This is a genomic window from Lapidilactobacillus achengensis, assembly GCF_003946655.1.
GTDB lineage: Bacteria > Bacillota > Bacilli > Lactobacillales > Lactobacillaceae > Lapidilactobacillus > Lapidilactobacillus achengensis.
The window spans coordinates 95,468-111,522 of sequence record NZ_RHOV01000004.1; the positions used below are offsets into that span (position 1 = coordinate 95,468).

The 16,055-nt window shown below is 49.6% G+C and carries 10 protein-coding genes; all 10 read left to right on the plus strand.

The features are described from left to right. Nucleotides 1–103: 103 nt before the first annotated feature. The 10 genes from EKM94_RS03680 to EKM94_RS03725 all read left to right on the plus strand — a co-directional run bounded on the left by EKM94_RS03680 (nucleotide 104) and on the right by EKM94_RS03725 (nucleotide 16,053). Nucleotides 104–3,121, plus strand: coding sequence for a glycoside hydrolase family 2 TIM barrel-domain containing protein (locus EKM94_RS03680; protein ID WP_125597653.1), 3,018 nt, complete (start codon nucleotides 104–106; stop codon nucleotides 3,119–3,121). 445 nt (nucleotides 3,122–3,566) lie between these two features. Continuing rightward, nucleotides 3,567–4,433 carry a MurR/RpiR family transcriptional regulator gene (locus tag EKM94_RS03685; protein ID WP_125597657.1) on the plus strand — a complete coding sequence of 289 codons (867 nt, stop codon included), beginning with the start codon at nucleotides 3,567–3,569 and terminating at the stop codon, nucleotides 4,431–4,433. A gap of 223 nt (nucleotides 4,434–4,656) precedes the next feature. Beyond that, complete coding sequence (locus EKM94_RS03690) at nucleotides 4,657–5,577, plus strand: ROK family protein (protein WP_125597660.1); 921 nt, start codon at nucleotides 4,657–4,659, stop codon at nucleotides 5,575–5,577. 125 nt (nucleotides 5,578–5,702) lie between these two features. Then, nucleotides 5,703–7,493, plus strand: coding sequence for a glycoside hydrolase family 35 protein (locus EKM94_RS03695; protein WP_125597663.1), 1,791 nt, complete (start codon nucleotides 5,703–5,705; stop codon nucleotides 7,491–7,493). Nucleotides 7,494–7,909: 416 nt separating this feature from the next. Further along, the gene (locus tag EKM94_RS03700; RefSeq protein WP_125597861.1) at nucleotides 7,910–8,821 is read left to right on the plus strand and encodes an ABC transporter permease; all 912 of its coding nucleotides are present in this window, start codon (nucleotides 7,910–7,912) and stop codon (nucleotides 8,819–8,821) included. An 18-nt stretch (nucleotides 8,822–8,839) separates the two neighbouring features. Beyond that, entirely contained in the window at nucleotides 8,840–9,784 is a 945-nt protein-coding gene (locus EKM94_RS03705) for a carbohydrate ABC transporter permease (protein ID WP_125597666.1), read from the plus strand. 46 nt (nucleotides 9,785–9,830) lie between these two features. Further along, nucleotides 9,831–11,285, plus strand: a complete 1,455-nt coding sequence (locus tag EKM94_RS03710) for an ABC transporter substrate-binding protein (protein ID WP_125597669.1) — start codon at nucleotides 9,831–9,833, stop codon at nucleotides 11,283–11,285. Between the two features lie 130 nt (nucleotides 11,286–11,415). Next, nucleotides 11,416–13,320 carry a beta-N-acetylhexosaminidase gene (locus tag EKM94_RS03715; RefSeq protein ID WP_125597672.1) on the plus strand — a complete coding sequence of 635 codons (1,905 nt, stop codon included), beginning with the start codon at nucleotides 11,416–11,418 and terminating at the stop codon, nucleotides 13,318–13,320. Between the two features lie 267 nt (nucleotides 13,321–13,587). After that, on the plus strand, nucleotides 13,588–15,273 hold the full coding sequence (locus EKM94_RS03720) for a protein O-GlcNAcase (RefSeq protein ID WP_125597676.1): 1,686 nt from the start codon (nucleotides 13,588–13,590) through the stop codon (nucleotides 15,271–15,273). A gap of 78 nt (nucleotides 15,274–15,351) precedes the next feature. Beyond that, on the plus strand, nucleotides 15,352–16,053 hold the full coding sequence (locus EKM94_RS03725; RefSeq protein WP_125597679.1) for a YesL family protein: 702 nt from the start codon (nucleotides 15,352–15,354) through the stop codon (nucleotides 16,051–16,053). The last annotated feature ends 2 nt before the right edge of the window (nucleotides 16,054–16,055 follow it).

The following is a 16,055-nucleotide window of genomic DNA, read 5'->3' on the forward strand; positions in this document are numbered from 1 at the left end:
ATAAGATAGTCCATTGTTGTGCGGAAGAAAGCATGGTACGCTGTCAAATAATCAAGTGAAAGCGCTCTAGGCGGTTCACTAACATGAAGAAGAAAGTAGATGAATGAAGTTGCGTGCTGATAAAAAATGGTTAGCGGATCCTGATTGTGTTGGTGTTAACACGGTGCCGGCTCGAGCTTACTATATTCCTTATAATGATGCGCAAGAGGCGTTAACGGCAGGTGATCGGCGGGATTCAAGTCGGTTCACTAGTTTGAATGGGACTTGGGATTTTGCGTATTTGCCGTCGATCAATGATTTGCCTCGTTCATTTTGGACGGCGGGGCAGTATGATTTCAAGACGCAGATCCCCGTGCCTTCCTGTTGGCAAAATCAAGGCTATGACCACCACCAGTATACTAACGTTGAATATCCCATCCCCTATGATCCGCCATTTGTGCCTGATGAGAATCCGGTGGGGCTGTACCACCGGCAGTTTACGATCGCGCCGGTGACATTTTCCGGCGGAACGCGGTATTATCTGAATTTTGAAGGGGTGGATACCTGTTTCTACCTGTGGATTAATGACCAGTTCGTTGGCTTTGATCAGGTTAGTCATGCGAATTCGGAATTTGACCTAACCGACTTTGTCCACGAAGGGGTCAATGAACTGACCGTTTTGGTAGTGAAGTGGTCGGTGGGGACTTACTTTGAGGATCAGGACAAATTCCGTTTAAGCGGCATTTTCCGGGATGTTTATTTATTGACGCGGCCGCAAGATCATTTGGCGGATGTGGCCTTTACCGCGGAACCGGATCCGGAAACGATCGCCGGCACAACGGCGACGGGGCAGTTGACTTTGCGATCTTGGTCGGGAAATTCGGTGGGCGCGGCGGTGACCTATCAGTTATACGATCATGACCAAACGTTGTTGCGGGAAGGGGTCTGGCAACAGCAGAATCTGGTGGTGCCGGTGCCGGACAGTCATTTGTGGACCGCCGAAACGCCGGTTCTGTATACTTTATTGCTCCAGACGGCCGCGGAGACGTTGAAATTCTCGGTTGGTTTTCGTCAATGGGCCTTAGATGACCAAGGCCGATTCTTGGTCAATGGACAGCCGGTCAAGCTGTATGGTACCAATCATCATGATAGCCATCCGGTTCGCGGCGCGGCGGTGACTTTGGCTGATCAACGGCGCGATCTGCAACTAATGAAGCAACACCATTTCAATGCGATTCGCACTTCCCACTATCCTAAATCGCCTGAATTTTATGAGTTGTGCGATCAGTTGGGCTTCTATGTGCTTTCGGAAGCGGATGTGGAATGTCATGGTGTTGGCGAGTTGTATGGCACCGCCGCCAATGGCGATTTGTTGGCCGCTGATCCAGCCTATCAGAGAATCATTGTCGATCGGGTCGAGCGCATGGTCGCGGCCGATCGCAACTTTGCTTGTATCTTTGGCTGGTCAATGGGGAATGAATCTGGCTACGGGGTGAACTTCGCGGCGGCTTTGGCGCGAACGAAGGTTTTAGATCCGACCCGGTTACGCCATTATGAAGGACTTTGCCACGCGCCTGAAGCTTATGCCAGCGTTAGTGATGTTTTCAGTGTGATGTATTGGTCGCAAGTCCAGATCGAGGCGTTTATGGCAGAGCACGCGACGATGCCGTTTATGTTGTGCGAATATGCCCACGCCATGGGGAACGGCCCAGGCGACTTGAAGATGTACGATGACCTGATGCAAAAATATCCCAATTTTATTGGTGCCTTTGTTTGGGAATGGTGTGATCACGCCATGTTGCTGCCTGGGAGTACACCGGTCACGCCGCATTATGGTTATGGCGGTGATTTCGGTGACGAACCTAACTTTGGTAATTTCTGTATGGATGGCTTGGTTTATCCGGATCGCCGGCCACACACTGGCTTGAAAGAATATCAGGCAATCCATTTGCCGATCCAATTGGTCAAGGTTGCTGGCCATCAATTGACGCTTCATAACCGTTTGGACTTTCTAACTGCCGGCGCGCGCTATCGGGGCTATTATCGTTACAGCGAAGCGGGACAGCCGGGTCCATGGCAATCACTTGATCTCAGCGATTTGACTGCGGGAACAACGCGGACGTATTCGATCCAGTCCCAGCCAGAGACAGCGGCCTTGGTGACGTTGGAGTGGACGCTAGGTTGTCAACGGGGCGCGCATCCTTGTCGCCAGGAAGCCCTGCAACAAGCGCTCTTAAATCCAGGGTCGCCCGCATCATCGCCGCGGGTCGTGGCGGAGCTTGCTGTCAATGATCCGATCCAAGTGACCACAGCGGGGCGGACGCTCACTTTTAGTGGTACTGATTTTACTTATGTTTTCGATTTGCGGCAGTTGAGCTGGCAACAGTTGATCAACCATAATCAGAATTGGCTTGCGGCCGCGAGTTCTTGGCAAATTTGGCGGGCGCCGATCGATAACGACCGTCACATCAAGCACGAATGGCAACAGGCTGGTTATGATCGCGTCCTGTTAAAATTGGATGATTACCAAGTCACGGAAACAGCGACGGCGATCACGCTGGCGGTCAACTTTGGTCTGACCGCGACGGCACGGCAACGGATTTTGAGTGCTCAAACGCTGTGGCAATTGGACTTAGCCGGCAACTTGAGCGCACAAGTCAAGGTGAAACGAGATCCAACCACACCAGTCTTGCCGCGCTTCGGCTTGACGTTCCCTTTGGTTGCCGCGGCCCAGGAGGCGACTTATTTGGGTTATGGCCCGCATGAAAGTTATCCTGATAAACACTGGAGCAGCCATTTGGGGCAGTTCACAACAACAGCCTTGACGAACTACGAACCCTACCAACGTCCGCAGGAGAATGGCAGTCATTTGGGCACGCGCTGGGTCCAACTTCAGCAAGCTGAGCGGACGTTAACGCTGCGCAGTCAGCAGCCTAATTCCTTTAGCCTGTTACCATATCGAACGGAAACACTGACCCAGACAGCCCATCTTTTTGAACTACCCCAGCCAAGTGAGAATATTCTAAGTTGGGACTTTAAGCAGGCCGGCGTGGGCTCCAACAGTTGTGGCCCAGAACTAGCGGAGAAATATCGTTTCGCCGAGACCGAATTTGAATGGGAGTTTAGTTTGGCCTTCGAATAGGTATATACTAAACGAGAGTGCGAACCGACCCGGGTAGATCCTGAGCATTAGCCTAGCAATTGTTCTGGAAGCCGCACCTTGCTTCCAGAACAATTGCGTAGCTAAGCGCATGGAGCTGGGTCGGTGAGCACGTTTCAAAACAAGAGTGTGAGCGGACCTGGTCAGCTTCCGAGCATTAGCCTAGCCAGGATTTTGGAAGCGGGCTTCGCTTCAGGAAGCCTGGCGTAGCTAAGCGGAAGAAGCTAGGTCAGCGAACACGTTTCAAAACAAGAGTGTGAGCGGACCTGGTCAGCTTCCGAGCATTAGCCTAGCCAGGATTTTGGAAGCGGGCTTCGCTTCAGGAAGCCTGGCGTAGCTAAGCGGAAGAAGCTAGGTCAGCGAACACGTTTCCAAACAGAGTGTGGCGCACGTTTAAAAAACGAACTAGAGATAAGTAGGATGAATCATGTTCAATGTCAATATCAAAGAGAATATCCAAGCAAGATACGCGACGTTTTCTGATCAGGAGAAGCGGATCGCGACATTTTTGCTAATGAAAGAAAGTCAGCGAATCGCTAATATTAGTGTGGCTCAGTTGTCCAAAGCGACGAACACCACGCCAGCGGTTGTGATTCGGTTTGTCAGTAAATTGGGGCTGAGTAGTTTCACCGAGTTGAAATTGAAAGTCAGCTCGCAAACGGAAGCAAGCACGGATCCAGTCCTACAGAAAGCCGTCCAGAAGAACAGCATCCAAGGTGAGGTGGAGGATTACTACGCCAGCTTGGTCAAAAGTACCGAAAGAATGACCGCGGATGCGGATTTGAAGCGGGCGCTGAAGCTGATTCTCAAGACGCCACGGATCTATCTTTATGGCGTGGGCAGCTCCGGCTTGACCGCCGCTGAATTTGGCCAACGCTTGCTGCAAATGGGATTAAGCGCAAGTGTTATTTCTGATACGCATATGATGCTGGCCAATAGTCTGGTTTTGCGGAAAACCGATTTGGTGATCGGGATCTCGGTTTCTGGGGAGACCCAAGAAGTTTGGAATGCTTTACAGATCGCCAAGAAGAATCAGGCGAAAATCATTGTTTTCACTGGATCGTCAAACAGCGGGATCGCCCAGTTGGCAGACGCGCGCATCGATGGGTATAACTCGCGCTTTGTCGGCGACGCGCGTTTTGTCAACTCGCAACTCGCTATTTTGTATCAAATCGATGTGCTTTCGGCGATGTTGCTGGAAGATGCCGAACTGCGTAAAAAAATGAGCCGGGCCAACGCCGTGATCGCCAAGAGTTTAGCGCAACCAGCCCCTGCTGATGAGCCGGACGTGTAGCCAACGTTTTTTGACTTTCAGAGGGATCTTTGTCAAGATAATGCTAAATGACTAGGCGGCTACTTGAGCGCCAAATATAACGGCCGCCAATGATTTAGTGAACATGGTGGCTGGGGAAAGAAGGAAGAGTGCGTGAGAAACAGGATAAGACAACGCACGCAGGCTGTGACGCTTGCCGGGAGCGCCGCTAGTTCGGCCGCTTTGAGTAAGTGCGGGAGGCGCCATGAATAATGATGAAAAAGCGATGCGCTTCCTTCTGCTTGATATTGGTGGCGCGACGATCAAGTGGGGCGTTGTTAATTTAGATGGGACTTTCTTGGCGCGCCAAGAAATCAAAACAGAAGCCGCTTTAGGCGGTCAACAGATTCTAACAAAGGTGAAACAAATCATTACGCAAGAGCGGCAAAACGGCGGCCTGTCCGGAATCGCCATCGCGACGGCGGGTATTATTGATCATGAATCCGGTGAAATCGTTTTCGCCGGCCCCTTGTTGCCGCAATATTCAGGAATCAACTTCAAGCGCTTGTTAGAGCGTCAATTTGCCGTGCCCGTGGAAGTGGAAAATGACGTCAACTGTATGGGCCTGGCCGAATCGATCAGCGGGGCTGGCGAGGCGGGCAACCCCAATCTGTGTTTATCCGTAGGCACAGGTATTGGTGGCTGCCTAGTGGTTGACCAACAGATCTATCGCGGCTTCAGCAACAGTTCTTGCGAAATCGGCTACATGAATCTTCCTGGTGGCGAATTCCAAGATATGGGCGCGACCAATGTGCTGAGCCGCCGCGTGGCCAAACAAATGGGGGAATCAATCGAGCGCTGGACCAGTCAGCGGGTGATTGACGCTGCCGCGAACGGCAATGAAATCTGTCGCGAAGCTGTGGTTGAAATGACAGGTGTTCTCGGTCAAGGCATCGCTAACCTTTGTTATGTGCTCAATCCCCAGCTGGTTATTATTGGCGGGGAGATCGCGGGCCATGCCAAGTATCTGAAACCTTTGATTGATCGCGCTTTGGGGCGGTATCTCCTGCCAATCGTTCGCCAGAATACAACCCTGACCTTTGCCCATTATCAAGACGACGCTGGGTTGATTGGCGCGTTTTATCATTTCATTATGAAACATCCCTATTTGGATAAGAGCGTGTAGTATTGGTGGTTAACCAGGGACGGGCGGAGCATGCTTAAAGAAGTAGCCCGCCCGTTACTTTTGCCCCGGGTTGTGTTTGTTACGCTAGATTAAAAAAATCGATTTTCTCTGGAGGAGATTTTTTAATGGCAAGTTTCCAAATCAAAGAGCAATTCTATTTAGATGACCAGCCACTGCGTTTGCGGTCTGGTGCGCTTCACTATTTTCGGATCCACCCTAGCCAGTGGTCGCAAGATCTTTTCAATTTGCGGGCCTTGGGGTGTAACACTGTAGAAACCTATGTGCCCTGGAACCTTCATGAGCCGCAAGAAGGTAGATTTGACTTCGCGGGGATCAAGGATTTGTTTCGCTTCCTTGATTTAGCTCAGGAACAAGGACTTTATGTGATTTTGCGTCCCAGCCCTTATATTTGCGCAGAGTGGGATTTTGGCGGTCTGCCGGCGTGGCTCTTGGCAAAGCCTAAGTTGCGTGTCCGGTCGACCGATCAGCAATATTTAATGGCGGTCCAACGCTATTACCACGAATTACTGCCGCGGTTGCAGCCATATCAAATTGATCAAGGTGGGCCAATCTTGATGATGCAAGTGGAGAACGAATATGGCTCTTACGCCAATGAGCATGCTTACTTGCGGCAATTATTACAGCTGATGCGACACGAAGGAATCACTGTACCGTTGTTTACCGCGGATGGCGCCTGGGATCAGGCTTTAGATTCGGGCTCGTTGATTGGTGATGATGTATTTGTCACTGGCAATTTTGGCGCAGATGTCACTAATAATTTTGACAATTTGGCGCAGTATTTCGCCCGTAATCAACGCAAGTGGCCGTTGATGTGTATGGAATATTGGGATGGCTGGTTCGATCAATGGGGTCAGTCCATCAGTAAGCGGCCACCACAAGAAGTTGCCGCTGATGTGGCAACGTTAGCCAAACGGGGCAGCTTCAATTTGTATATGTTTCGTGGCGGCACTAATTTCGGCTTTATGAATGGTTGCCTACAGGAGCAAGGGCAGCTGCGACCGCAAACAACCTCTTACGATTATGACGCTTTATTGGATGAGGCCGGCAATCCGACGGCCAAATATTTTGCGGTGCAAGAAGCATTGGCACAAACGATCCCAGGAATCGAACAGGAGCAGCCGCGATTGCGGGCGGCGCGGGCTTATGGTGAGTTCGCCCCAGATGGCGCACTCGATCTTGATCAGGCCACGCAACAACTGGCTCAAATTTCCAGTCAGTATCCTTTGACGATGGCCGAGATCGGTAGTGGTTATGGCTACTTATATTACCAAACCGAACTGATTAATTATCATCACCCGGATGAACTGACATTAGTGGGCTTGGCTGATCGCGCTCAAGTGCTGATCAACGGTGAAACCGTCGCCGTTCAAACGGAAAACGATCCACAAAAGTCGATCACGTATTCCGCCGCAACTGGCGCCCAGATTCGGCTAGGGATTTTGGTGGAAAATTTGGGCCGAATCAACTATGGTCCGGCCTTAAGCGCCCCATCTCAGGTGAAAGGGTTAGTTGGTGGGGTTCAAATCAATAATCATTATCAAAGTGGTTGGACCCAGACTGCCTTTGATTTCACCCCGGAAATGCTGGCTAGGTTGGTCTTTGCTAAGCCGACGGTCGGATCAAAGTTGGCCCAACCACAATTGACGCACTTCACCGTAGCTTTGGCGGAGATCGATGGGGATACTTACCTAGATTGCTCTGCTTGGGGCAAAGGTTGCGTGAGTTTGAATGGCTTCAATTTGGGCCGGTATTGGCACCAGGGACCATATCAGACGCTTTATATTCCTGCTGGTTTGTTGAAGCAACAGAACGAGTTTGTTGTTTTCGAAACGGAGGGCCGAGCTGTGACCCAACTGATTCTGGTGGAGCATCCAAAGACGAGCACGAACCATTAAAAAACGCCAATTATTCAAATGCGTGCATAAAATCGGTAAAATAATTAGCCCCGTCTAGGCAATCTGACTAAGATCAATGCCCGCGCTAAGGCAGGTTGCCGAAAAAATCAAGTCAAAATCAAATCGTCTAGACCATTTATTCAGGTAAATGGTCTTTTTTGATATATAAAACGATATACCAACTCATTGGTTAGGATAGTTGGCATACACAAAAAACGGTCAACCTATAATTTGTATACAAACAACCATGGTTTATGACTAAAGAATAAAATCTGTAAGCGCTATACTAGGTTTGCAATTAGTTGAAAGGGGGTTGAATGATGTCAGTCAATCAAGGAGCAGCAACGGGCGAGAGTCGAGAAACTCAACAACTTGAGAAGTTAGCGCAACAAAAGCGGCCAAACAAGTTTGTTAAAATGCTGCGCAACAACGGCACATTCATTTTATTCTGTTTACCTGGGGCGCTGTGGATGATCTTCTTCTTCTACATTCCCGTTTTCGCGAACGTGGTCGCCTTCAAGGAATTTCACTTCTCACCAAATGGGTTTATTGATAGCTTAATTACCAGCCCTTGGGTTGGTTGGAAAAACTTCGAGTTCCTTTTCAAATCAAATGACGCTTGGTTGATTACGCGGAATACCGTGCTTTACAATGTTGGGTTCATTACTTTGAACTTGATCATTTCCGTATTCTTCGCGATCGTGATGAGTATGTTACGAAATGGACGCTTAACTAAACTCTACCAAACTTGGATGCTGTTACCTTATTTCTTATCATGGGTTATCATTAGTTACTTCGTTTACGCGTTCTTGAGCCCTGACAAAGGGTTGATCAACTCGATGATCGTCGCCACGGGCGGTAAACGAATAAACTGGTACATTGAGCCGATGTATTGGCCATATATCTTGCTGTTTATCGGGACGTGGAAAGGGATCGGGTACAACAGTATCCTCTACTTCGCCACAGTCATGGGCATTGATCCAACCTACTTCGAGGCGGCTGAAGTCGATGGCGCTAACAAGTGGCAACAAATCAAGCATATTACTTTGCCGTCATTGATACCGTTGATGACCTTAATGACGATCCTTGCGGTTGGTCGGATCTTCTCCGCCGACTTCGGGTTGTTCTACAATGTGCCGATGCAATCGGGCTCGCTTTATAATGTGACGCAGGTCTTTGACACGTATGTCTTCAAAGGGTTGAAAGCGACCGGTGACTTAGGGATGTCCAGCGCGGCCAGTTTGTTCCAGTCAACGGTTGGGTTCGTCGTACTGATGGTCTCCAACGCGGTGGTTCGGCATATTGATCCAGAATCAGCACTATTTTAAAAGGAGGACTGACTAACAATGGAAGCGACACCACAAGAACCAAAAAAGAAAAAGAGCAGAATTAGCGCCGTTGATGTCCGGTCCTTCGGTAAAGGGTCAAATATTGTCTTCAATATCATCGTTTTCCTGTTCGCGTTATCATGCTTACTGCCATTCTTCTTCGTTGTCATCATCTCATTGACTTCTGAGAATGCTTTGACGGTCAATGGCTATCAATTATGGCCGAAGGAATGGAGCATTTCGGCCTACACATTCTTAGCGCAAAATGGCGCGCAATTACTTCGTTCCCTTGGTGTAACTGTGTTCATCACCGTGTTTGGGACGATTATCAACACAACAATCACCTCAACTTACGCTTATTCAATTTCACGGAGTAATTTCAAATTCAAACGCTTTTTCACGATTTTCTGCTTGATCACGATGTTGTTCGCGCCAGGGATGGTTGCTAACTATATCGTTGTGACGAACTTACTGCACTTGAACGATACGATTTGGGCCTTGATTTTACCAATGGCCATGAGTCCTTTCAACGCGATCGTCATGCGGACCTTCTTCAAGCGCCAAGTCTCAGATTCAATTATTGAAGCGGCGCGGATCGATGGCGCTAGTGAGACTCGGATCTTACTCCAGATTGTTTTACCATTAGCGGTTCCTGGGATCGCGACAATCAGTTTATTCGCGGCGTTAGGTTTCTGGAATGACTGGTTCAACGCTTTACTGTATATCCAAAATGATAACTTAGTACCATTACAGTATTACTTGATGCGGATCCAGTCCAACATTGAAATGTTGACCAAAAATCTTGGCGCGGGTTCACAGTACGCAAGCTCATTAGCAGCTGTACCAAAGGAAGCGACACGGATGGCCATGGTCGTGATCTCAACTGTTCCGATCGTCATTACGTATCCATTCTTCCAGAAGTACTTCGTTAAGGGCTTAACGATCGGCGGCGTTAAAGAATAGGTAACACGTTTTTTTAAAAAATCATTTCTACTCGGGAGGTAGCGAAATGAAAAAATGGCAAAAGGCGATGCTCGGTGTAGCATCAGTAGCAAGTCTGGCATTATTGATGGCTGGGTGTGGCAACAAGAAGAGCTCAACCGGTGATACGAAGGACGGCGTCACAACTTTGACGGTGTATCAAGTTGGTGACAAGCCGAAGAACTACGATCAATTGATGGCGAAGGCAAACAAGGTTTTTGAAAAGGAAATCAACGCTAAGCTGAAATTCAACTACATTGGCTGGGGCGATTTCAGTCAAAAAATGACCGTTATGGTGTCTTCAGGCGATGACTATGATATCGCGCGGGCAGACAACTATGCGATCAACGCACAAAAGGGTGCTTACACAGACTTGACTAAATTACTGCCGAAGTACGCGAGCAAGGCTTATAAAGATCTCGATGACGCTTATATCAAGGGCAATACGATCGACGGTAAATTATACGCGATGCCAGTTCAAGGTAACGTTTACGCGAACGCGAACATTGCCTTCAACAAACATTTCTTAGAGAAATACAATCTCGATATCAAAGACGTTAAGACTTATCAAGACTTGGAACCACTCTTGAAAGCCGTTCATGCTGGCGAGAAGTCAACCGTTGCTTTGGCAATGGGTAAAGGCTTCCACGTTGAATCAAACTTTGACTATGTTTCTGGTAATGGCTTGCCATTCGCAGTTGACTTGGAAGGCGACGGCACGAAGATCGTCAACCAATATGACTCACCACGGATGTTGAAGAACTTGAATACGATCCATGACTATTACCAAAAGGGTTATATCGCGCAAGACGCAGCTTCTGCTAGCCGTGACTACCCAATGGAAGGTAACACTTGGTTCGCTCGTCAAGAAACAGTTGGACCTTACGATTATGGCAACCAAGCCTTAAATAATTCAGCTGGTGGCGACAAAATCGAAGTTGCAGCGATCACTGATGACTTCAAGACAACTTCTCAAGCCCAAATGTCTAACTGGGTTGTTGGTAACAACTCTAAGCACAAGGAATTAGCTGTTAAGGCATTAGGCTTATTGAACAGCAATCCTGAAATCCTGAACGGCTTAGTTTGGGGGATCAAGGGCGAGAACTGGACTAAGACTGGCGATACAACCATCAAATTGACCAAGAACTTCGATAACAGCAAACGGATGCCTGCTTGGAACTTGGGTAACAACAAGATTCTTTACACAACTTCCGATACAACCGAAGAGATGATCAAGGATCGTGACGAATCGATCGCTAACGCGAAACAATCACCAATCCTAGGCTTTAACTTTGATTCTTCATCTGTTAAGACTGAATTGAGTAATATCCAGAACGTGATGGACAAGTACTCAGACAGTTTGAACACTGGTACTGTTGATCCTGCGTCAACCATCAAGAAGATGGACGCAGAATTGAAGACTGCCGGCTACGATAAAGTTCAAAAAGAAATGCAAAAACAATTTGACGCTTGGCGTAAATAAAACCATGCAATGATTTGGTGAAATAGGAGATTCCCAAGGCTGAGAAAGTCTTGGGAATTTTTTTAAAGGGTGGGGTGTTGATCCAGTCGCCCAGCAGTTGTCAGATCAAGTAGTGAGGAGCAGAAGTTACATGGAACTTTTAAATCAAGAACCGCAGTTGCGGCAGGTGTTTACAGAACTAACTGATCATTTAGCGACCTTACAGGCCATTCCTGCGGGGCAAATGATCGTCGACTTTAAACCGGATCAACGTGAGCTGGTATTACAGTGGGATGCGCAGCGGCAACTTGCGCGAATCAGTCTTCCTAAGTTGGTTTATTTTGGGCGGTTATACAGCCAACTGGTGGCGTTGGATCTGACGCGCGATCAGGCGCTGCGGGAACCGGTTCTTTTCCCCGAGGTGGCGTTTTCTCTGGATTTGTCTCGAAATGGTGTGATGCGATTAGAGACGGTGCGGCAATTTGTTCGCTATTTAGCGGTCATGGGGTATACGCATTTATATCTGTATATGGAGGATACTTATCAGGTCGCGACCCAGCCGTATCAAGGGTATCTGCGCGGGGCTTATTCGCAGGCGGAACTCCAGGCGATCGATGATGATGCGGCGCAATTTGGCATTGAAGTGGTGCCGTGTATCCAAACCTTGGCCCATTTGGATCAGTTGTTGAAATGGCCAGCCTATGATCAGGTTCGAGAGGATCAATCAACGTTGCTGGTGGACCAACCGGAAACCTATCAACTGATCAGCCAATGGTTGCGGCAATTGCGCGCGACGTTCCGTAGTCGGCGGGTCCACTTGGGTTTGGACGAGGCGAACGGCGTGGGGCGGGGGCAATATTTGCAGCACCATCCCTACCAGTCACAGCAGAAATTGATCAGTCAACACATTGCCAAAGTGGTAGACCTGTGTGAGCAAGCCGGATTGGCGCCGGAAATTTGGAGTGACTTTCTTTATCGCGCGCTGGATCGCCGGCAGGCACCGGGCTATTACGCGCTTGACGCGGATCTGGATGAGCAGGCAGCGGCCCAATTGCCCAAGGAAGTCGCCTATTGTTATTGGGATTATGGCGAGGCCAAGGAAGAAAATTATCGGATCCGGCTGCAACGTCATCGCCTGTTCGGGCCCAAGGTGCATTTCGCTGGCGGGGTTCATATTTTCGGTAATTTAGTGCCCAACTATGGCAAGTCTTGGCAGACATTAGCGCCAGCGCTGGCGGCTTGTCAGCAAGAACAAGTGACGCAGGTGATGCTGACGACTTGGGGCGATGATGGTCAGGAAACTTCGCATTGGTTGGCTTTACCGATCATGCAATTGTTTGCGGAACGCTGCTACCACGAAAAAATCGACTTTGCCCTGGGCGCTGAACGCTTCAGCCATTGTGTGCAGCCACAACTGTTTACCTCTTTTTTGCAGTTGGATCAGCTGAATGAAGTTCCTGGTGTGTTACCAGAGAATTATTGGATGGCCAATCCTAGCAAGTATTTATTGTGGCAAGACCCGCAAGTTGGCTTGTTCGATGAAGACCTGCGGCGCTATCAAGCGGCGACCGGGGTTGATCTGGCGGCGTATTACCAACAACAGGCGGCTCAATTACAACAATGGCCGGAAGCCCAAGGGGTTTGGACGCAAATCACCGCCTATTACCAGCGGTTGGCCCAAGTCTTAGCGCAGAAAAGTACACTGGGTCTGCGCTTGCGCCAAGCCTATCTTGCTGATGACCGGACTGCATTAGTCGATTTGGCGACGCAAGTGCTGTCACCGTTGCGGTCGCAGGTGGAAAAGTTGCAAGCACTCCATTACCAGATCTGGCAGGCGACCTATCGTCCCTTTGGTTGGGAAGTCTTGGAGGCGCGCTATGCCACCTTGGCGAGTCGGCTGGGGACGACTGCGCGGGCGATCTATGACTATTTAGCCGGCGATACCCAGGCGCTAGCGGCATTAGCGGCGCCGCGATTGCCTTATGGTGGCGCCACCCCCTTGACAGAACTAAGTGCGCCGATTTATCGTAAAATTGCGTTTACAGGATATAATTAAGAGAGTGCGGAGCGCAACGGGTTGACTTCGAGTATTAGCCTAGCAAGGATTTTGGAAGCGGTATTCGCTTCCGGAAGCCTTGCGTAGCTAAGCGCAGAAGTCAGTTGCGCGCAGCACGTTTCGGTAGAGAGTGCGGAGCGAGCCGGGTTGCTTTTGAGCATTAGCCTAGCACTTGTTTTGGAAGCAGCCCTTGCTTCCAGAACAAATGCGTAGCTAAGCGCAGAAAGCAGGCTTGCGCAGCACGTTTCAAAAAAGGAGTTTGAGAGAATGGTGGCTTTAACAGAAATATTGGCCAATTACACAGAGGCTTATGATCACAACGAGGCGTTGGTTTTTGACCAACCGGTCGTCAAAGCGAAATTCTATGGTCAATTCTATCGCTTTGAGAACTTTCAGGACACATTGGGTCGCTTCCAGACCGTGACCGCGTTACGCTGGTTGCCCAGTGATACCACGGAAACCACGCAATTGGCGTTTTATCATCATGATGATCCTCAAGTGGCGCCAGATGGGTTCCGGTTCCAAGTGACCGCGGCGCGAGAAGTTCACGTGAGCACCAGTAACCTGCGTGGGTTACGCTACGCCTTCGAATTGTTGGAAAAGTTGGTCAACGTTACGGCCGAGCAGGTGGTTCTACCACTGGTGACCGTCAACAATGAGCGTCCGTTATTGATTCGGGGCGTGATCGAAGGCTTTTATGGGAATCCGTGGCAGCAACAGGATCGGTTGGATGTGATTCGCTATCTAGGCGCCCATCAGCTCAATACTTATATGTACGCGCCGAAAGATGATGTTTATCAGCGGAAAGATTGGCGTCGGTTGTATCCGCAGGTGAAGTTAAGTGATTTCCAAGCTTTGTTGGCAACGGCGCACGCAGAAATGGTCGATCTTTATTATATGATCAGTCCTGGAAATGATATTGATTTGGCCAGTCAAGCCGATTTGGATGTGCTCTGCGAGAAGTTGGCGCAGATGATTGCCGTTGGGTTCAATCATTTCGGGTTGCTCTTCGATGATATTGATTATCATTTGAAGGGGCACGCGGCGGTGAAATTCGGAACTGCCGCCCAAGCGCACGCGTACTTGGCCAATTATGTCGATCACTTTCTTCAGTCACGGTTGGCGTCTTACCAATTGATCGTTTGCCCAACTGAATATGACAATGCCTTTGGTTCCAGTTATTTGAGAACGCTGACCCAGTTGCTAGACCCAACGATCGCGATGTTTTGGACGGGGCCGTCGACGCTGGCGGCGCAGATTTCCACGGCGGAGTTAGCGGGCATGGCCGCGGTTTACCAACGACCAATGGTGATTTGGGACAATGTGCCAGTCAATGACTATCAGAAGGATCCCGAGCTGTTATTCTTGTCCGCTTACGAGAACCGGACGGCCGCGTTAGGCGAGCCTCAATATCAGGTCCAAGGCGTGGTGGCCAATCCCATGTCAGAGTGGGAACCATCGAAACTGACGGTGGGGACGATGAGTCAATTCCTTTGGGCGCCAGGTCATTATCGGCCCGCCGCGGCTTGGGCATCGATCAGCGCCGAGCTTGTGCCGGCGGAATATCGGGCGGCCTTAGCGACTTATCAACGATTCAATCGTAACCACTTTACGCAAGCACCCCTGGATCACCGCCAAAAGCAAGCGATCGCCACAGATGATCAAGGGTCGATCACGGCGCAACTACAAGAATTAGCGGTAGCGGCGGCGACTTTGACACAAGGCAGCGCCCAGGTGCCCTTACTACGTGAAATGGCGCCTTGGTTGGCTCGCCCAGCCAAGGATCTGGCGTTGTGGCAACAACTTTGCGCGCATGACTGGGTGGCGGCGGCGCGAAGTCAGCGGGAGTTAGCGGCCTATCCATACCGGATGGTCACTGATCTGGTGGCGGCCTACTTACAACGGTGGCCATTACCACTGACCGATGATCAGCAACAAGTCACTCAGGGTTAACGGAATCTATGTTAAAATTACTTTAGAACTAGTTGCGCCAACATCGCCAGAAATTGCGTGTTGGGCGGCGACTGACAATTGGTAACTTCGGGCAAATATGATGGGAATGGTGTCAAAATGATCGCGACGACTTTGCAGCGTTTTTTTAACGGTGTGTATACGGTATTGAAATTAAGCCTGTTTTTCTGGGTGTTGACCCTCGCTGGTGGGGTGGTTTTAGGTTTGGGACCGGCGCTGCAAACAGTCAGTGATCTGTACGTGGCGCACCACTTTGAATATCAATTGATTACGTTCGCCGAGGCTTGGCGTGGCTTTAAACAGAATTTCAAGCTAAGCAACGCTTGGTTTTGGGTCGTGGCCTTGATTGCCGGCGCACTGGGCTACAATCTTTATTTGGGTGTCCAGATCAAGGGCTGGTTCTGGTTGTTCATTGATTTCATTATTATTTTCGTCTTACTCTTTGATTTGAGCGTCGGCCTCAGCGCCATGACCCTGCAGAGTCACTACGAGATTCAGTGGCGCAATTTGCTTAAATTGGCGCTGCTGCAATTCTTCCATAAATTCGCCCAGGATCTGCTATTGGTGGCTGGTTTGGCAGGGTTGCTTTTCCTCACGTGGAAATTCAAGGCGATGATTCTGTTCTTCACCGTGCCGTTGATTGTTTTGTGGTCAGACCTAGTCAATCAACCGTGGATCAAAACGATCGAGGCAACCATGGCGGATAACTCAGCTGGTAGCGATCACGCCGATTTGGGCAAACGCGCCGACCAGGATAAATAGGA